17 protein-coding genes are annotated in these 18,690 nt (G+C 29.0%); 7 read left to right on the top strand and 10 right to left on the bottom strand.

The window, feature by feature from the left end; all coding sequences use genetic code 11:
* Nucleotides 1–10 precede the first annotated feature (10 nt).
* Nucleotides 11–862 carry a DUF4349 domain-containing protein gene (locus Q0997_RS14490; protein ID WP_299890064.1) on the top strand — a complete coding sequence of 284 codons (852 nt, stop codon included), beginning with the start codon at nt 11–13 and terminating at the stop codon, nt 860–862.
* 77 nt (nt 863–939) lie between these two features.
* Nucleotides 940–1,875: a citrulline utilization hydrolase CtlX gene (gene ctlX / locus Q0997_RS14485; protein WP_299890062.1), complete on the top strand. Its 936-nt coding sequence runs from the start codon at nt 940–942 to the stop codon at nt 1,873–1,875.
* A 1-nt stretch (nt 1,876) separates the two neighbouring features.
* Here ctlX and Q0997_RS14480 read toward each other — a convergent pair whose 3' ends face one another.
* Both Q0997_RS14480 and Q0997_RS14475 read right to left on the bottom strand, forming a co-directional pair.
* Nucleotides 1,877–3,955: a tetratricopeptide repeat-containing sensor histidine kinase gene (locus Q0997_RS14480; protein WP_299890060.1), complete on the bottom strand. Its 2,079-nt coding sequence runs from the start codon at nt 3,953–3,955 to the stop codon at nt 1,877–1,879.
* Nucleotides 3,956–4,285: 330 nt separating this feature from the next.
* A complete protein-coding gene (locus tag Q0997_RS14475) occupies nt 4,286–4,912 on the bottom strand; it encodes a chromophore lyase CpcT/CpeT (protein ID WP_299890058.1) in 627 nt (208 codons plus the stop codon).
* 110 nt (nt 4,913–5,022) lie between these two features.
* On the opposite strand from Q0997_RS14475, the gene argS reads away from it, so the two are divergent.
* Nucleotides 5,023–6,816, top strand: a complete 1,794-nt coding sequence (argS, locus tag Q0997_RS14470; RefSeq protein ID WP_299890057.1) for an arginine--tRNA ligase — start codon at nt 5,023–5,025, stop codon at nt 6,814–6,816.
* A gap of 2 nt (nt 6,817–6,818) precedes the next feature.
* On the opposite strand, the gene Q0997_RS14465 is transcribed toward argS, so the two are convergent.
* Complete coding sequence (locus tag Q0997_RS14465) at nt 6,819–8,396, bottom strand: T9SS type A sorting domain-containing protein (protein ID WP_299890056.1); 1,578 nt, start codon at nt 8,394–8,396, stop codon at nt 6,819–6,821.
* Between the two features lie 130 nt (nt 8,397–8,526).
* Nucleotides 8,527–8,706, bottom strand: a complete 180-nt coding sequence (locus Q0997_RS14460) for a hypothetical protein (RefSeq protein ID WP_299890055.1) — start codon at nt 8,704–8,706, stop codon at nt 8,527–8,529.
* A 776-nt stretch (nt 8,707–9,482) separates the two neighbouring features.
* Here Q0997_RS14460 and Q0997_RS14455 point away from each other — a divergent pair.
* Entirely contained in the window at nt 9,483–9,863 is a 381-nt protein-coding gene (locus Q0997_RS14455; RefSeq protein WP_299890054.1) for a Fur family transcriptional regulator, read from the top strand.
* 18 nt (nt 9,864–9,881) lie between these two features.
* On the opposite strand, the gene Q0997_RS14450 is transcribed toward Q0997_RS14455, so the two are convergent.
* The 6 genes from Q0997_RS14450 to Q0997_RS14425 form a co-directional block, all read right to left on the bottom strand.
* Nucleotides 9,882–10,259: a MerC domain-containing protein gene (locus Q0997_RS14450; RefSeq protein WP_299890117.1), complete on the bottom strand. Its 378-nt coding sequence runs from the start codon at nt 10,257–10,259 to the stop codon at nt 9,882–9,884.
* Between the two features lie 241 nt (nt 10,260–10,500).
* On the bottom strand, nt 10,501–10,932 hold the full coding sequence (locus tag Q0997_RS14445) for a DUF3995 domain-containing protein (protein WP_299890053.1): 432 nt from the start codon (nt 10,930–10,932) through the stop codon (nt 10,501–10,503).
* A 93-nt stretch (nt 10,933–11,025) separates the two neighbouring features.
* Nucleotides 11,026–11,226 (bottom strand): hypothetical protein, encoded by a 201-nt coding sequence (locus tag Q0997_RS14440; protein WP_299890052.1) that lies wholly within the window; start codon nt 11,224–11,226, stop codon nt 11,026–11,028.
* A gap of 522 nt (nt 11,227–11,748) precedes the next feature.
* Nucleotides 11,749–12,960, bottom strand: a complete 1,212-nt coding sequence (locus Q0997_RS14435) for a thioredoxin family protein (RefSeq protein ID WP_299890051.1) — start codon at nt 12,958–12,960, stop codon at nt 11,749–11,751.
* 2 nt (nt 12,961–12,962) lie between these two features.
* Nucleotides 12,963–13,970 carry a helix-turn-helix transcriptional regulator gene (locus Q0997_RS14430; RefSeq protein WP_299890050.1) on the bottom strand — a complete coding sequence of 336 codons (1,008 nt, stop codon included), beginning with the start codon at nt 13,968–13,970 and terminating at the stop codon, nt 12,963–12,965.
* Complete coding sequence (locus Q0997_RS14425) at nt 13,963–14,925, bottom strand: hypothetical protein (protein ID WP_299890049.1); 963 nt, start codon at nt 14,923–14,925, stop codon at nt 13,963–13,965. The genes Q0997_RS14430 and Q0997_RS14425 overlap by 8 nt, the downstream gene beginning before the upstream one ends.
* 459 nt (nt 14,926–15,384) lie before the next feature.
* Here Q0997_RS14425 and Q0997_RS14420 point away from each other — a divergent pair, with 459 nt between their 5' ends.
* The 3 genes from Q0997_RS14420 (at nt 15,385) to Q0997_RS14410 (ending at nt 18,689) form a co-directional block, all read left to right on the top strand.
* Nucleotides 15,385–16,014, top strand: coding sequence for a SprT-like domain-containing protein (locus Q0997_RS14420; protein ID WP_299890048.1), 630 nt, complete (start codon nt 15,385–15,387; stop codon nt 16,012–16,014).
* Between the two features lie 83 nt (nt 16,015–16,097).
* A complete protein-coding gene (locus Q0997_RS14415) occupies nt 16,098–17,177 on the top strand; it encodes a mannose-1-phosphate guanylyltransferase (RefSeq protein ID WP_299890047.1) in 1,080 nt (359 codons plus the stop codon).
* A 3-nt stretch (nt 17,178–17,180) separates the two neighbouring features.
* Nucleotides 17,181–18,689 carry a DUF389 domain-containing protein gene (locus Q0997_RS14410; RefSeq protein WP_299890046.1) on the top strand — a complete coding sequence of 503 codons (1,509 nt, stop codon included), beginning with the start codon at nt 17,181–17,183 and terminating at the stop codon, nt 18,687–18,689.
* Nucleotide 18,690 lies beyond the last annotated feature (1 nt).

Here is an 18,690-nt window from a genome sequence, read left to right as displayed (position 1 = left end):
ATATAAAATTATGACAGCAAAAACATTAAAAACAGTATTTAAAATTTTAGTAATAACATTAAGTGTATTCATCTTTGGATGTAAAAATGATTCATACAAAGAATCTGTTATGGCAAATGAAGTAGATATTTCAGAAAACTTCGAGACTATCTCTGCAGAACAAACGATTGCAAAATTTGCCACAGAGCAAACCAATGTACCTTTAGATTTAAAAATTATAAAATCTGCTACAGCTAGGTATCAGGTTAAGAATGTTAAACAAGCTACTAATAAAATTAAAATCGTAGCGCGAGAATATGGCGCGTACATTTCAGATTTAAGGTTTCAAAACGACTTATATAGAAAAGAAAATAGATTTACTATTAAGGTACCACAAAAACATTTTGATAAAGTAATGGATTCTGTAAACGTAATTGCAGATTTTGTGGAGTATGAAAACATAACCACAAAAGATGTTACAGAAGAGTATTTAGATATAGAAGCACGATTAAAAACGAAGCTAGAAGTAAAAGCACGTTACGAGTTAATATTGCGAAAAAATGCAGAAACAGTAGAAGATATTTTAAAAACCGAAGATAAACTACGTATTATACAAGAGGAAATAGAATCTGCTCAAGGACGCTTAAAGTATTTAACAAATAAAGTTGCTTATAGTACAATACAAATAGACCTGTATGAGTCTGTAGATTATAAAGAAGAACCAAAGAGCTATACTAAAACGTTTTGGAGTAAAACTAAAGACGGCCTTTCTAATGGCTGGTCTTTTATAGAAGCATTTATTATTGTTCTTATCAATATATGGCCATTATTAATTATAGGCGTATTTTCTTTCTTTATAATTAGAAAGCGTTTAAAAAAGTAGAGTAGATTTAATAATGAATGAAAATAGAAAATATGAAAATCATATTTTCTATTTTTGCATTTTAAAATTTTCTAAAAATGCAGCAAACAACAAATACTATATTAATGATTCGTCCAATCGGGTTTAGAATGAACGAACAAACGGCAGTAAATAACTATTATCAAAAGGTTTTAGATAATACATTACCCGAAACAGTTAATGCAAAAGCGCAACAAGAATTTGATGATTATGTTGCTAAATTACGTGCTGTTGGTATTAATGTGGTTGTAGTGGAAGACACAAAAGAATTTGATACACCAGATTCAATTTTTCCAAACAATTGGATTTCTTTTCATGAAAATGGGAATGTAGGTTTATATCCTATGTTTGCTGAAAACAGAAGATTGGAACGTCGTGAAGATGTTTTAGAACAATTAGAAACTGCTGGTTTTAAAATTAATGATATTGTAGACTACACATCGGCTGAAGATGAAGATGTTTTTTTAGAAGGTACAGGTAGTTTATTGTTAGATCGCGTAAATAGAAAAGCATATTGTGCATTGTCTCCAAGAGCAGATGAAGATTTATTTATAGAATTTTGTGAAGACTTTGAATACACACCAGTAATTTTTACAGCAAATCAAACAGTAGAAGGAAAGCGTAAAGCGATATACCATACCAATGTTATGATGTGTTTGGGAGAGACGTTTGCCGTAATTTGCCTGGATTGTATAGACGATAAAAAAGAGCGTAAACAAGTTATAAAAAGCTTAACAGATGATGGGAAAGAAGTGATTAGAATCACAGAAGCTCAAGTAAATAACTTTGCTGGTAATATGCTGCAAGTAAAAGGGAAAGATGATAAATTGTATTTAATAATGAGTCAAGCAGCATACGATTCATTATCTGAAGCTCAAATAAAGATTATAGAAAAACACTGCGAAATACTATCTAGCTCTTTAGATACTATTGAGGCTTGCGGTGGCGGAAGTGCTCGCTGTATGATGGCTGAGGTATTTCTACCGAAGGGATAGTTCAAGTGTTTACAGGATCTTCAACTCTAGTTTTAGGCAGTTCCACGAAAAAGGTGCTGCCTTTATTAATTTCACTATCTACCCAAATTCGACCATCGTTAAGCTCTACAAGTTCACGACAAATAGTTAAGCCTAAACCTGTTCCTTTTTCATTACCAGTTCCAATGGTAGTAAAAGTATTATTACCAAATAATTTTTGTTGGTTTTCTGTAGAAATACCAACTCCTGAGTCTGATACACTAAAAATAGCTTTGCTATTACTTATGGTATTAGCTATGGTTATTGTGTCGCCAGATTTACAAAATTTTACTGCATTTGCTAATAAATTTTGAATAATAATCTCAACCATACTTTTATCTGCATAAATAAAATCGCGTAAAGTATTATCAATAAGTAATACGCCTTTAGTTTGCATTTTCTGCTCAATTAATTTTATCTTTTCGTAAAACACTTCTTGAACATCAAACAATGACGGTTTAGGTTTTAAAGATTGCATTTGCGACTTAGACCAATTCAGTAAATTGAATAATAACAAAGAAGCGTTATTGGCATTTTCACTCAATTCAGGTAATAGATTATGAAACTCTTCTTGAGACAATTGGCCTTCTTTTAATAAATCAATAAACCCTTTAGTAGATGTTAAAGAATCTTTTAAATCATGAGACACTATAGAAAACAATTTGTCTTTTACTTTATTTATATTTTCTAAATGTTTACTCTGTTCTAAAATGGCTTCGTTTTGCAATTCTATTTTTTGATTTTTAGCTTCTAAATCACGAGTGTATTTTGCACTAGTATTACGTTTCATATAAAATAAAACGAAGAATACGAGTACAATTGCGAATGCAGCTAATAGTGCATAAAAAATAAGTTTTAAACGATCTAATCTTTCTTTTTCTACTAGATTTTTATCTGTGTCGGCTTTCGATGTTAAAGGGATAACAACATTATCATCTTCAATAAAACTTTCATTTAACTCACTATCATCAATTAAAGGTTTGGCATATCTAGGTTTTTCTGCATCTACCTTTTTTTGAATCTCTATAATTTGATTTTGCCAGCCAAAAGCACCTTCAAAATCACCTCTAGTAGAGTCTAAAGATTTCATGAGTTTATAATTTTTCAATAAACCCAATGTATTATCACTTTGTCTACCTAAATTACCAGCTTCTAGAAGTTGATTTTCTGCTATTTTAAAATTCCTTTTGACTAAATTTAATTCTCCTAGATTGTTAAGAGAGTTAAGAATGCCTTTTTCGTTTTTTAGTTTTCTATTTAATCGTATAGCTTTTACTAAATAGTCTGCTGCAATTTTATAATCTTCTATTTTAATATAAGCACTACCTAATTCTGGAAGAATTTCGGCTTTTAAATCATTATCATTAGTATTAGCATAGTTAAGTGCATTTTCATAATAACGTATGGCTTTATTATAATCCTCTTTTTGAAGATATAATTGCGCTAAATTTTTATTAGATACAATTAGGCCTTTAGTGTCATTTATTAGTTCTTCTACTTCTAAGCTTTTTAAATTATAATCGATTGCTTTTTCGTAAGTGCCATTATTTTGATATGCTTTTGCTAAACTTTTATATGTAGACGCTAATTCATTATTGAGTTGTTTTTTTTCTAAAACTTTAATTGCAGATAGAGCATATCTCAACCCTTTACCATAGTTGCCTCGCTCTATTTCTATAACACCTAATTGACTGTTTACTTTAGATACAGAAATAGTATCCTTTAGTTTTGAAAATAGACTTTTAGCTTTTTTATATTGACTTAATGCATTAATATAATCGTCTTTCTTTTTAAAAATTAAGGCTTTATAATAAACTACATTAGCTAAACCATTCTCATAAGCTATTTCTTCAGATTTTTTTTCAGTTCGTTTAATAAAATTTAAAGCACGATCGTAATTTTCAGATTCGTAAAGAATTTTAATAATTTTTAGAGACGTATTTACTTTCGTAGTATCATTATCTTGAAAGGTTAAATCAAGCATAAGGTTTTCTACCTCGTTATCTTGTGAATAACTAGATATAGCGAAAATTAAACATAAAAGCACTAATAGTTTCTTCATGTTACTCTAAAAAAATTACAACATAAAAATTAACTAAAAGCTTTTGAAAAGTATGTAATAATGGATTACAGTGAATTCAAACATTTGGTTAGGTAAAGTATTAATTATTTGTTGTTAATAGCTAATAACAAAAATTCAAAAAAGTCGATGAAAAAACGAATTTATAGGATTTAAAGTCAATATATTAGTTGAACTGATTAACGGTAAATTTCACCATGTAATATACCGAGAAACTTGTGTTTACGTGTTAAATCACTCGGTTTTTCGATAAAATGCAATTAACTAAATGGAATAGGTTTAAAAGAACGATAAACAGTAGGTTTCACTGTTTTACTTTACTGTTTTATTAAAGATATAACCGCTTTTTTCGGCACCCCAAACGTATTCATTATCTTTATTAAAACCTCTATCCCAAGACATAATTTTATCTTTTGTTATTTCTACTTGAGAGGTTGCATAACTTGCTCCTCTCATAGTGCTTTCGCAAGTATTAATACCAGTTGCTCCTTTGTATGTGTTTTTAGCTATTTTTTGTAAAATAACTTCACATCCGTTTTTAAGTTCTAATTGATCTAAGTTTATAGAATCGAACGCCTTAGGTGTCTTCCATTTTCCAATCCAAAGTGAGTCATTAGGTATTTTATATATATAACTACCAATAGTACTATCACTTAGTTTTTTTAATTCATATACACGCTGCCTGTATGGTTTATTTTGCATGCTACTAAGTGCTTGTTCTACATATAAAAAATGACCTTTGCCTTCCCAAATAGGATACATGTGTAATGAAATATTATAATAAGTACTATCTGCTTTTGCTTGTGCTCCAGAGTCAAAAGAACCTTGCATTAAACTATATAAATTGTCTATAGATGCATCTTTAGCGTCATTAGTTTTAATGTCATCTTTACATGATGTTAAGCAGGTAAGTAAAAATAAAAATGTAAAATATTTCATAAATAAATTGGTTAGTTTTTTAAAAAGATAAAGATATAGAATTACATAGGAAACCTATAATTTACACGAAATAAAAATACTATCTTTGTCCGTCTAAAAAACAACTGTAAATGAGCCTGCAAGACACTTTATCAAATCATGTAAAACAAGCTGTGAAACTAATGTTTCAAGCAGATTTAGAAAGCGTAGAATTTCAAGCAACACGTAAAGAGTTTGCGGGAGATATCACTGTTGTTGTATTTCCAATGCTAAGAGTTGTTAAAGGTAACCCTGTGCAAATAGGTGAAACTATAGGTCAATATTTAGTTGATAATGTTGAAGAGGTAAAAGCTTTTAATGTTGTTAAAGGGTTTTTAAATATAGAAATTAATGATAGTTATTTCGTTACGTTTTTCAACACTATAAAAGATAATGACGTTTACGGATTTATAAAGACTAATACAGAAGATAAAGCTGTTATGGTTGAATATTCTTCACCAAATACAAACAAACCGTTGCATCTTGGGCATATTAGAAATAATTTATTAGGGTTTAGTGTCGCTGAAATTTTAAAAGCTTCTGGTCGCGAAGTATACAAAACACAAATTATTAATGATCGTGGTATTCATATTTGTAAAAGTATGTTGGCATGGCAACGTTTTGGTAATGAAGAGACACCAGAGTCAACTGGGCTAAAAGGAGATAAGCTAGTTGGGAATTATTATGTGAAGTTCGATCAAGAATACAAAAAAGAGATTGAAGTTTTAAAAGGGCAAGGTAAGACTGAAGAAGAAGCTAAAAAAGAAGCACCTATTTTAGTTGAAGCACAAAATATGCTTTTAAAATGGGAGTCAGGAGATAAAGAAACCGTTGCATTATGGGAAACAATGAACCAATGGGTTTATGATGGTTTTAATGTAACTTATAAAAACTTAGGAGTAGATTTTGATAAACTATATTATGAAAGTCAAACCTATTTATTGGGAAAAGAATTTGTTGATGAAGGCTTAAAAACAGGTGTTTTCTTTAAAAAAGAAGATGGATCTGTATGGTGTGATTTAACAGAAGATGGTCTAGATGAAAAAATAGTATTACGTAGTGATGGTACAGCTGTTTATATGACCCAAGATATTGGTACAGCGATACAACGTGTGAAAGATTTTCCTAATGTTGGTGGTATGGTTTATACTGTTGGTAATGAGCAAGAGTATCATTTTCAAGTATTATTCTTAATTATAAAAAAATTAGGATTCGATTGGGCTAAAAATCTATTTCATTTAAGTTACGGTATGGTAGATTTACCTAGCGGTAAAATGAAGAGTAGAGAAGGAACTGTTGTAGATGCAGATGATTTAATTACTGGTATGGCAACTACTGCTCAAGAAATTTCTGAAGAATTAGGGAAGTTAGATGGTTATTCTAAAGAAGAAAAACAAGAGTTATATAAAACCATAGGTCTAGGTGCTTTAAAATATTACCTTTTAAAGGTCGATCCTAAAAAGCGTATTTTATTTGATCCAAAAGAGTCTATAGATTTCCAGGGTAATACTGGACCTTTTATTCAATATACATATGCTAGAATACAATCTATTTTGCGTAAAGCTAAAGTTAATAATGTTGTTTCTTCTAGTTTAGTTGAATTGTCGTTAGAACTACATGACAAGGAAAAAACATTATTAAAGCAATTACAGTTATTCCCAGAAGTGATTCAAAATGCAGCAAATAATCATAGTCCAGCATTAATAGCTAATTACATATACGAATTAGTAAAAGATTATAATTCATTTTTTCAAAATTTACCTATAGTTATGGGCAATGACGATGAGCAATCTATGAATTTTAGAGTACAATTATCGCAAACCGTTGCTAATACTATTAAAAACGGATTTAGCTTATTAGGTATTAATGTACCTGAACGTATGTAAGTTTACTCTATTATAATCTTTTTTGTAAACGTAGCAGTATCTGTTTTAAATTTAATAAAGTACACTCCAGTTTGTAGTTGCTGTTTTAAATCTAGAGTAAAACTACTATCTATATTTTGCTTTTCAATAGAGGTTATTTTTCTGCCTTCTATAGTATAAATATCTAACGTAACTGTATCGTTTTTTATAGCTCCTAAATTAATTGTTATATTTCCATTACTTGGATTAGGATGTAAACTAAATGGAGTATCTAGAGTGTCTTCTTCAACAGATAATGCTGGGTTTACTTGCATGAATATTTTATAATCATCGCAGGCACCTAAAATAATGTCCATTAAGCCGTCATTATTAATATCAATATAATCGTGATCGTAAGTTGAAACGTTCCAAGCATTAATAGTCGAACCGTAAGGATGAATAATATTACCGCTATAGAGGTTTTCATTTTCAAAAATTATAAATCGTCTGTTTGCAGGTGTTTCACATGGAGGTAAATCTGTATCTACACTAGACAAACCAATATCTAAATCACCATCACCGTCAAGGTCAACCATTTTTACATTTCCTCCAAAGCCATCGGTTCTATTGGTAGCCATGCTTTGTTGGGTTACTGTTACGCTTTGGTCTATAGTAACACTTGTTATTTTATCTATATAATCTGCTGCATCATCAACTAAATAAAAATCTAAAAACCCATTATCATTTAAATCTCCAGCAGTAAACATGTATGGATCTGGACCAGGTAATCTATGCCAATTTGTAAAGGTACCTGCACCATTATTAAATAATACTAAAGTCCCTTTAGTATTAAATGGAGCGATATTATTTAAACCTAGGTTTTTTATAATGTCTAGATCGTTATCATTATCTATATCATGAAATTCTACACCTGTACCAAAGCTGGAGTTTCTTAAATCTCCCATTCGTGTTTGCGTTTCCTCAGTAAAAACACCTGTGCCATCGTTTATTAATAAAGCATCTAAAGCATTACCAAAAGGATCATAATTTACCATAAATAAATCTGGATAGGTGTTACCAGTTAAATCACCACTCCAACCGGCACAAAACTGAATAGGATTAACAGTAATGGTTGGTAATCTCGTGCTAGATTCATCTATAAAACCAAGCCAATTTCCATTAGTGTCTTCACCTTGATTAATAAATAATTTGGGCTGGTCTTCAAAAGTGTTAATAATAAAAAGATCTAACCAAGTGTCTTTATTAACATCAACGCAAATAATATCTCTAGCATCTGTAGAACTCGATAAAAATGCAGGCGCATAAACATCGGTTTTGTCTTCTAAAACGCCATTTTCATTCATAAACAATAAATCTGTCTTACCTCCAGCAGATGAGAAAGGTGTTTTTCTAACGACCACTAAATCTGTAAAGCCATCATTGTTAAAATCGCCAACAGCTAAATCTTTTTCTTGATCATCAACTTTTGTATTGTCTGTATTGTCAGATATATTTACAACATTTATTCTAGTACTAGTTTCTTCAACAAAGTCTATCCATTGTGCTTGTGTTTTAAAACAGAATAGACATAGTAAAACTGCAAAAAAGTAATTTGTTTTCATCTCAATCTTTTTTTATTATTAAAAATATAAATAGATTAAGTAATAAGATGTTGGGGATATCTTTTTCTGAAGCTTAAATTTAGTAAAGTAAATTAAATCAATGAGTTAAAAAATGAAATAATCTTTGAATTTAACCAAAAGCATCTTTTTTTAAGTTTTCATCCTGAGCATCGTCTTTTGTATCTAATTGTTCAATAAGATGTTTTGGTAAGTTATCTTTCCTTTTAAATGTCATAGGAAAAGGTATAGCGCATGCAATAGCTATAAATACTATTAACGCTACTAATCGTAGTTGTTTTTTTATATTCATAATTGTGAATTTTGTAATTATTTAAATCGAGAAGAAAAGGTTATTTATAACCTGGTTTAAATAATTGTAGAATTCACAGTGTTTATTAGAAGTTGAGCTTTTAGTATAGAATAGAGACGCCCAGTCTTAAAATGATTATAAAGATTATTCTGCTTAATAAAAAGTATATGATTGTAATCTTCAGTTTTCTTTTTAAAGCTAAAGTATTGTAGTTTATAGAACGAAAACGAGTCGTCTTTTGTTTGTAGTATCTTATTATAATTTACATAATAAGCAAGTTGTTTCCTCGTCTCTTTAATTTGTATCCATTCTGTAGTGTTGCTAACAAAAGTTGTTGTACTAGCATTTCCAGAATAAGAGATTAGCGATGCTAATACCGTTAAACTATAAAGCCATTTATGTAGTTTTAAGTAGAACATTACTATTTAAAGATAGTGAATTTAGAATTGGGAGTTGGGTTTAAAAACTACTATTTTAAAAATGTTTTTATGCTTTTTTATCTAACTTTATGCAAAATTAGTATAAAGAAATTGGCCTTTTGAATCTGTTTTTTTCAATACCTTTCATGAAACTTAAAAAAAATGTGGAAAGATTCAAAAGGTTCAATTTCTAATAAAATTCAAAAAATGTACATAATCCAAAATGTACACAATCTGAAAATGTACATAATCCAAAAAATGTACAAATCAGTTTAATTAATGTAATACTAATGCAACTGAGTTGCAAATATAAATAAAATATTTTGTTTAGCAACTCAGTTGCATTATATTTGTTTTATGGGGATATTAAGAAAAACAAAATCTGTAAAAATATTACTTGAGGAATTTGATAAGAAATCAAGCGCTATTTCAGCTATAACTTTAGTAGAACGTCTTGCTTCAGAGTTAAATAAGACGACAGTTTATCGTGTTTTAGATAAACTTGAAGAAGATAAAGTTTTACATTCTTTTTTAGGAAAAAATGGGCATAAATGGTATGCCAAATGTAATGGTTGTTCTGTATCTGGTCATCAAGATTCTCATCCTCATTTTCAATGTTCAGATTGTGGTAAAGTAGATTGTTTATCTACAGATGTTCTTATTCCAAAAATACCTAACCGTAAAGTAGATGTATCTCAAGTTTTGCTTCAAGGTAAATGTGAAGAATGTTATGTTTAGTGCATCATGTGTCATGATTTATTCGTCGCTTATACAGCATCTATTTGTATTACATTTACAATATTTTAGATTATATAAATGCAGAATCACTAACGCTATTGCGGGAACATAAATAAGATTATCATTTAAAACCAACCACTCCAATTTTTCGTTTACTATTACTAAGAACAGTAGAAACCAACTTAGCCACAATAAAGGCTTTATCCAACTATTTGAACTTGTTTGTGTTGACTTGTAAATCGCAAAAAAGGAAATAATTAAGAAAAAATAATCAATAAACTGCCACCAAGTTGGAGCTGCACTACAACAGGTTACCGAACAAGTTTGTACTATAAAAAGAAAAGGAGTAGCAATACAATGTATTAGACACAAAGTACTTGCAATAGCTCCCAACATATCTGATTTACGCGTTATAAATACCATTTAATTTCTAGTTAATGCAACTGAGTTGCAAATATAGGTAAGAGCTTTTATTAATACAACTAGGTTGAGTTCTTTTTGTAGTTATAATAAAAAAATAAAATTATTGAGGTATTAATTAGTGAATTTAGCCATTACTTCTGTTGTATCTTATAAATAGAAAAGGAGTAACTTATATATTGCTTTTATTGATATAAGTTTTATGTCAACTAGAGAGTTATATATGTATTAATTGAATGAGTATTCCAATGATTCCAATAATTAAACAAAGTGGAGAAAATACTTCTGTATCTGCTTTCGAGAATTTAGTGTTTTTTATTTTTTTGAAAAACCCAACATAATTGAATTCGCCAATAGCACGCAAAATAAAAATAGAAGGTATAAACCAATATCCGTAGTTTATTATCCAATTCGGAATTTGAACATTAATGAGTCCAGATTTTACGAGATATAGTAACCCAAATAGAGTTAATGTGAGTCCTACTATTAAGGTCGCTAATTTAGGAATAGATAAATTACTTAACTCATTTTCTTTTGTGGGAATAACACTTTTTAAACCCCAAACACCTCCAAAAAGCCAATAGAAATGAAATCCACCAAGTACTGTAAAAATTAAGAATAGAAATATAGATAGGGCTACAATAACCATAAGATTGAAATTTTAAAAAAGTGTTCTATATATTAGTTTTAATTCAAACAAATTTAGAGTTATGTATTATAGCTACCACTTAACTTTGGGTAATTAATGTTTTTTAGAAAGTTGATTTCTAATCCTACTTAAAGATTGTGGTGTTATACCTAAATAGCTAGCAATGTGTTTCAATGCGTATTTTTGAAAAAAGTTAGGTTGCTCTTTTAAGAGTAATAAATACCTGTCTTTAGGCGCTAAAAATAACAGTTGTTCTGTTCTACGTTTACTGTTTATAAAAATTTGTTCACTCATAATTCTACCAAATGTATTCCAATAGAAAGAAGTTTCGTAAAGTGAATGTAGTCCAGTTCTGTCTAATAAAATGACCTCAGCTTTTTCAATAGATTGAATCCATAATGTTGATGGCTTTTGGCTTATAAAACTTTCGTAATCTGTAATAAATTCGTTTTCAGATTTTAGTAAAAGATTGGTTTCAATAAGATTATCGTCTCTATGATAAGATCTTATTGAACCAGATTTAATAAAGGCAATGAAATCGCATATATTGGGAGGATTTAGTAATTGCTCATTTTCATTAAATTGAACAATTCTTAAATAAGGTTTTATTGCCTCCCAATCATTTTCTTCTATAGGAAGAAACTTGTTTAGTATGTATTTTAATGTTTCGATTTTTTAATTGTTTTTACTCAATTATGTAATATATAGTTTTATTTAATTAGTGGTTGGATTAGTCTAATCAAATATTAAATAAAAAAGAATACTATGAATTTAGTTTGTTTGTTCTAGATTGAATAAATGAATTTAATCACCTAGTTAACTAATCATTTTAATCAGTTTTTCCATGCTTTCAGTATTCTCTTCTTTCTTTTTGGCAGTTTCTATCGCCAATAGAGCAATTTTTTTTGCTTCTTTTTTATCTCCAGATTTGTACATTAAATAAGCATAAGTGTCTAAATAGGAATAGGTAGGTTCTTCTTTTATAACCACTTTCATCCATTTAAGACATTCTTTTATAATCTCTTGATTCTCGCAATCTTCATAAACTTGCCAACAAAAATGGTTAACATATTCGTTATTAAACTCACCTTTGCTTTTTAAATTTTTATTAATTTCAAAAACCTTGTCCCATTTGTTTTGAGCCTTTAAAAAGTCTTTTTCAAAAGAAGGTAGAATATCGTCTGTCCATTTTTTGCTTAATCCAGCTTTCGCATAGATAACAGCAGCGTCATATTTACTTTGACTTTTTTCTGATATTGCTTGGTCAAATTTACTTGACGTTAAAAAATACATCATTATTTCAACATCGGTTTTGCCGTAAAGGGTTAAATATTTATCTCTGTTTTTTAGAATAGTTTCTGCGATATCATTTGTAGATTCCTTAGCGAAGTATATTAAAGTTGAAAAATATTCTTCTGAAAAAATATCTTTTTCAGTTTTTAAATATTCATTAATCTCTAGAGGATTGATTCTAGTATTAGTTCGATCTATATAATCAACATAAAACTTCGGGTATTTAGATACCTCAATCTTATTAGAATATCCTTTTAATATTTTATTTTTTCTATTTAATTCAATACCATTATTTGTGAACTCTAATACGTTTTTATTTAACGATTGAAAGTCTACTCCTGGAAAACCGTATTTCCTATTTAAAACATATCCTTTTTTATTAATAATAAGCCCTGTTGGATAACTACTTACATGATGTTTTTTGGACAGATGAAAAATACTGTCATTTTCTGCATTGTATTTTAAAAGAATAAAATCCTTTCCAAGAACCTGCTTAATAGAATCGTTTTGAAAGATTAATTTGTCCAATTTCTTACACGGAGCACACCATGTTGTATAAAAGTCGATAAAAATTAATTTATCTTGTAGTGATGCTACTTCTATGGCTTTATTGTAGTCTTGGTCAATAATTATTAAACCTTGCTCAATAGAGCTCAAGTTGTTTTTAGATGGTCCTTTTTCGTTTTTACAACCGAGTAATAATAAGGTTAAAACGATTAATTTTATAGTTTTCAAAATTATTTGGTTTTTAAATGTATTGCCTCTTTTCTAGATTTTATTTTTAATTTAGAATAAATACTACCAACATGCGATTTTACTGTAGATAATTCAATATTACATTCAGCAGATATTTCTTTATTAGTCAACCCATTTCGTATTAAATTGAATATTTTTCGTTCTTGAACACTTAATTTTTTAATGTTTTGATTCTTCTTTTTAAAATAAATTAAGAGGCTTATAAAAAGGATACTAATTGTAATGATTAAAATAATAATGTAGTTTATATTTTTATTATTTGTAGAGCCATTATTAAACGGAAGTTGTTGTCGAAAAGATTTAAAATAAGAACTGTTTTCGTTTTTCCATTTAGATAAATAAGTTTTGTAAAATTCTGGGTTTTTTAAGTAATCTGTTTGAAAATCAATATGGTATATAGCATAAAGCGAAACCAAAGAATTTGAGCTCGTATCTGCTACCACTTTCAGTTTTTCTGAAACGACCTCCTTTATAAATTCTTTTTCTATTATAGAGTTTTCATAGTCTATGGAGTTTGGGTAATTAGATAAGTTTTTAATGTGGTTAAAGGTTTTCATATAGTTAGCTCCTTCAATTCTTGTATTTAAGAATATTGGTATGCCTTCTGTATTGAATAGTTCTATTTTAGAATCTCGTTGCGCTATTAAGAATATAAAGTTTTCGTCGCTACTACCAATAATTAAAGAGTTTGGCGAAACATCTTTTTTAACAACGTGTAAGCGTAATAATGACCATTTATCTGGAACCTTGGTTAAATCAATTTTGAAGTAACCAAGACTGTCAATAATTGCGCTTGTAATTATAATATCATTAGAAACAGCGTATTCTTTCTCAAATGTTTTAATGTATGATACATATATTTTTCTTTCCCAAGTATCATCTAATATCAATTTGCCTGATATTTGACCAGTATTTTTAGAAAACACTTTAGTTTGACTACATAATATTAGAACTAGAATGACTAAAGTGTTTTTTAATATTTTATTCATTCATAGTTGGTTTTATATATTTAGAAACAGACATAGCCACATTACCTTCAGATTCATAGGAAGAAATTTTTATTTTCCAATCTCCAACTTTAGCATCTGGAATTGTTTTATCAAAAGCTCCCGAGGTATATTCTAACGCTTCTTTCTCTTGGTTTGAAATCGATTGTGAATTGAACTTTAATGATAGTTCTCCTTCTTTGGTTCCTTCAGGGTTATAGATTTCAATTAAAGCAGTTCCCGAGCTAATATTTGCTCTTATGCCAATGCGTAATGTTGTTTTAGAAGTGACTTTAAAAAGTATAGGTTTGCTACTATTGTTAGATTGCTTTGAGAGTGTTATATTTTTTGTTAGAATATTTTCAGCATTCTTTCTCCATTCTTGAGCTTTTTTTCTTTCTTTTTCAGCCTTTATTCTTTGAATTTCAGCTAATTTTCTTTGCTTATCAGCTTTTGCTCTTTCAATGTTAGCTTGCTTTATTAGCTCAATAGTTTTTAGTCTTTGTATTCCACTCTTTACTCTTTGTTCATCAGCTTTTTTTCTTTCAATATCTGCTAACTTCCTTAATTCATCAGCTTTTTTTCTCTGGATAACAGCGAGTTTTCTTTGTTTATCAGCTTTTTTTCTTTCTATAGCAGCTAATGCCCTTTGTTTATTAGCTTTTTTTCTCTGTATTTCAGCTATTCTATGTTGTTCTTTTACTTTGGCTAAAAACTCTTCTTTCTGTTTTTCATAACTAATAAGTTTTATGTTAAATTCATTATCTGTTAAGCCTTTTGCTTTTAACTGCTTAATGTAAGCAGCTCTATGAATCTTCCAGCTCTCTTTTGGTGTGAAACTACCCTGAGATTCCGGTGGATAGATATAGTTGTCATTTAAAGAGTCTTTTTTCACTTGAGAAAAGGTAAAGCTGCTACTTACAAGTAAAACGAATAATAAAAATGTGCTTTTTTTCATATTGATAAAATTAATATTAATAATTACTTTGAAAGCAAATTTAATTTGAGTTTTAATGAATTAGTTAATAATTAGGGTAGGAAAAAAGTATGAATGAAGTATGAAATATTAAATACTACCGATTATTAGCTGTCTTATTCTTAGTAAGTTTTTATGTTTAAAAAATTATTGATTTACTACTTATTAACCTCTTTCAATAATTTAGGGTGGGAAAAACTACCCTAATAAAAATAGGATAAGGACTTATTTAGTCTAAACTTAGCGCTAAATTTTACACGCTATTAATCAATCTTATTCACCTCATTCAATTAGCTTAATTGTTTGGGGTGAAATTATATTAATACTAATTGGTAGCAAATGGTTTTTATTTACTGTTTAATAACGTAACAGATAATAGTAAAATCGTATTAATATTGAAATAGCATTGTAAACAAATCACTTTCTCTTATTTTTGTACCAATGCAAAACACCTTACATAAGCATATTCCAGAAGCAGCAATACCTCAAGTTTTACAATTATTAAAATACGATAATTTAGTTGTTTTGGTAAAAAAAGAACGTAAAACACGACATGGTGATTATAAAGCCTTACCAAATGGTAAACATCAAATTACTATAAATGAAAACTTAAATCGCTATCGTTTTTTAATTACTCTTATTCATGAAATAGCACATTTTGAAGCCTATAAACATTATGGCAAATTTATAAAGCCTCATGGGATGGAGTGGAAACGAACATTTCAACATTTAATGCTACCTTTTATTAACCCAGAAGTATTTCCATCGACTATTTTGCCCCTTTTAGCGAATCATTTTAGAAATCCTAAGGCTAGTAGTGATACAGATGCGAAATTAGCTTTAGCTTTAAAACAGTTTGATGCACCTAACAATAAAAACTACATTTTTGAAATACCATACGAAGAAGCATTCAAGTTTAGAAATAATAAAGTTTTTAAAAAAGTAAAAAAACGAGTAAAACGTTACGAATGTGTTGAGATTAAAACAGGAAAAGTGTATCTTTTTAGTCCCAATGCAGAAGTAGAATTAATACGTTCTCATGAAAGCGAGATTGTTGTTAACAAAAAATAGCTGTAACACTTTGTGCAATAGAGAGTCAAACTAATAGAAATTAAGATATTGAGTAGATTAAGGTCTTGCAATAACAAAAAAATATGAATAAAAATTATTATGCAATATTAATGGCTGGAGGCGTAGGATCACGTTTTTGGCCAGTGAGTACTCAAGATTTTCCTAAACAGTTTCATGATATGTTAGGAACAGGAGATACGCTTATTCAAAAAACATTTAAACGTTTAGCAAATCTTATTCCTCAAGAAAACATTTTTATTTTAACTAACGAACGCTATAATGATTTGGTTTTTGAACAATTGCCAGGTGTTACTAAACGACAAGTTGTTTTAGAACCAGCAATGCGTAATACGGCGCCATGTATTTTATACGCCTCATTAAAAATACAAAAAGAGAATCCAGATGCGGTTATGATTGTGGCACCTAGCGATCATTGGATAGAAGATGAAAAAGCATTTAGCGATAATGTACAGGACGCTTTTAATTTTTGTTCTAAAAGTGAGGCATTAATGACTTTGGGTATAAAGCCTACTTTTCCAAATACAGGATATGGTTATATTGAATTTGATAAAAACACCAATGAAACTATTAAAGCAGTAAATCAATTTAGAGAAAAACCAGATTATGAAACTGCAAAAGATTTTATTGCGCAAGGTAATTTTTTATGGAATGCTGGTATTTTTATATGGAGTGTAAAAAGTGTTTTGAAAGCATTTAAAAATAATCAGCCAGAATTATTTTTACTTTTTGAAAATGGTATTGCAGTCTATAATACAGATTTTGAAGACGATTTTATTAGAGATAATTATGGTAAAGCAGAAAATGTTTCTGTGGATTATGCCATTATGGAAAAGTCGCAAAATGTATATGTACTACCAGCGACATTTGACTGGAATGATCTAGGTACTTGGGGTAGTTTATATGATAAGTTAGATAAGGATAATGATAATAATGCAGTTGTAAATGCAAGAACACTTACTGAAGATGCTTCGGGAAATATGATACGCACCAAAAGTGATAAAATAGTTGTCATTGATGGCTTAGAAGATTATATAATTGTAGATAAAGATGAGGTGTTATTAATCTATCCTAAAACAAAAGAACAAGATATTAAAAAAGTACTCCAACAAGTAAAAGAGAAGTTTGGAGAGCAATATGGTTAAAATATGAGTGAAGAAAGTAAATTTAATTTTTCTGAAGAACAGGCTAAAAGCCAAACAGAAAAAAAGGACGAAGCAGTAAAACAATCTAAAGAAACTGTAAAAAAAGATGCCGTTAGTTTTATTGAAAGCACAAAAACCTTTTTTAAAGAGCTTTTAGATTTTAGACATGATACAGATCGTGATGCTACAATAGAGGCTATTAAAGCAGATATACCTTTTAAAGGTGCTACAGCATGGATTTTAATTTGTTCCATATTTGTGGCTTCGGTTGGTTTAAATGCCAACTCTACAGCTGTAGTTATTGGAGCCATGTTAATTTCACCATTAATGGGGCCAATTTTAGGTATAGGTATGTCTATAGCTATCAATGATATAGATACTTTAAAAAAGTCTTTAATAAACTTAGCGGTAATGATTATTTTAAGTTTATTAACGGCTTATCTTTTCTTTAAATTTTTTCCATTACATGAAGATTCATCAGAATTATTAGCAAGAACAAAACCAGATATTAGAGACGTTTTAATAGCCTTTTTTGGAGGTTTAGCATTAATTATTGCGAGAACTAAAAAAGGTACAATAGCTTCAGTGATTTTTGGTGTTGCAATTGCGACAGCATTAATGCCGCCTTTATGTACTGTTGGTTTTGGTTTAGCAAAAGGTGGTGAATACGGATTTAAATATGCCACAGGAGCAATGTACCTATTTACTATTAATACAATATTTATTGCGCTAGCTACATTTATTGTATTGAAAGTGTTACGTTTTCCAATGCTTAAATATGCGAATTCTAAAAAACGTAAACGTATCGCTCAATTGGCTTCTATACTTGCAATATTGGTAATGATTCCAGCTGTTATGACTTTTATAGATGTTTATAAGCAAAGTAAATTTGAAAATCAAATTGCTCGTTTTATAGAAAATGAAATAGAAGGGAATGATGCTTTAAATCTGTTAGACCATGATAAAGATTATGATGATAAAATATTCGAATTAAATTTCTTAAATGAAATTACTGAAGCAACAAAACAAGATTTATTAAATGAAATAAAAAATAATCCTATATACCCAGACTTAAGAGATGTAGCTCTAAAGTTAAAAGGTAATGATACAAAGAGTTATGAATTAATTTCAAATGCATATAAAGATACTCGGGAGGAATTAAAGAAGAGTAAGAATATTATTGCTGGCCTACAAAAAGAAATAAGTGAGCTTCAGGAAGAGGTTACTAATTTAAATAAACAACTAGAACAAAAAACTAACGTTAAGACTGGAATATCATTTACGGCGCTTGCAAAAGACGCTAAAATTAGGTTTAAAGATTTAGAGTTCTTTAGTTATGCTAAAATGTTAGAATCTAAAGATTTTATAAAAGTAGATACTGTATCTGTAGCACGTTTAAAATGGAATACGGCTTTAAGTGATAGTTTAAAAACAATTAAGGAAAAAGAATTAAGTCAATGGTTAAAACAAACCGTAAAGACTAAAAAGGATATTGTTATAAAAAGAGAGTAAC

This window comes from uncultured Lacinutrix sp., assembly GCF_947500325.1.
In the GTDB taxonomy this organism is placed as follows: Bacteria; Bacteroidota; Bacteroidia; order Flavobacteriales; family Flavobacteriaceae; genus Lacinutrix.
Note: the sequence above shows the minus strand (reverse complement) of the source record. Positions and strands in the feature narration are given on the sequence as shown.

Bases quoted from the DNA above. Each gene is read 5' to 3' on its own strand.
- Q0997_RS14480 (WP_299890060.1), bottom strand. From the start codon at position 3,955: ATGAAGAAACTATTAGTGCTTTTATGTTTAATTTTCGCTATATCTAGT.
- Q0997_RS14460 (WP_299890055.1), bottom strand. From the start codon at position 8,706: ATGAATATAAAAAAACAACTACGATTAGTAGCGTTAATAGTATTTATA.
- Q0997_RS14410 (WP_299890046.1), top strand. From the start codon at position 17,181: ATGAGTGAAGAAAGTAAATTTAATTTTTCTGAAGAACAGGCTAAAAGC.
- Q0997_RS14415 (WP_299890047.1), top strand. From the start codon at position 16,098: ATGAATAAAAATTATTATGCAATATTAATGGCTGGAGGCGTAGGATCA.
- Q0997_RS14490 (WP_299890064.1), top strand. From the start codon at position 11: ATGACAGCAAAAACATTAAAAACAGTATTTAAAATTTTAGTAATAACA.
- Q0997_RS14425 (WP_299890049.1), bottom strand. From the start codon at position 14,925: ATGAAAAAAAGCACATTTTTATTATTCGTTTTACTTGTAAGTAGCAGC.
- Q0997_RS14455 (WP_299890054.1), top strand. From the start codon at position 9,483: ATGGGGATATTAAGAAAAACAAAATCTGTAAAAATATTACTTGAGGAA.
- Q0997_RS14445 (WP_299890053.1), bottom strand. From the start codon at position 10,932: ATGGTTATTGTAGCCCTATCTATATTTCTATTCTTAATTTTTACAGTA.
- Q0997_RS14420 (WP_299890048.1), top strand. From the start codon at position 15,385: ATGCAAAACACCTTACATAAGCATATTCCAGAAGCAGCAATACCTCAA.
- argS (WP_299890057.1), top strand. From the start codon at position 5,023: ATGAGCCTGCAAGACACTTTATCAAATCATGTAAAACAAGCTGTGAAA.
- ctlX (WP_299890062.1), top strand. From the start codon at position 940: ATGCAGCAAACAACAAATACTATATTAATGATTCGTCCAATCGGGTTT.
- Q0997_RS14475 (WP_299890058.1), bottom strand. From the start codon at position 4,912: ATGAAATATTTTACATTTTTATTTTTACTTACCTGCTTAACATCATGT.
- Q0997_RS14440 (WP_299890052.1), bottom strand. From the start codon at position 11,226: ATGAGTGAACAAATTTTTATAAACAGTAAACGTAGAACAGAACAACTG.
- Q0997_RS14430 (WP_299890050.1), bottom strand. From the start codon at position 13,970: ATGAATAAAATATTAAAAAACACTTTAGTCATTCTAGTTCTAATATTA.
- Q0997_RS14450 (WP_299890117.1), bottom strand. From the start codon at position 10,259: ATGTTGGGAGCTATTGCAAGTACTTTGTGTCTAATACATTGTATTGCT.
- Q0997_RS14465 (WP_299890056.1), bottom strand. From the start codon at position 8,396: ATGAAAACAAATTACTTTTTTGCAGTTTTACTATGTCTATTCTGTTTT.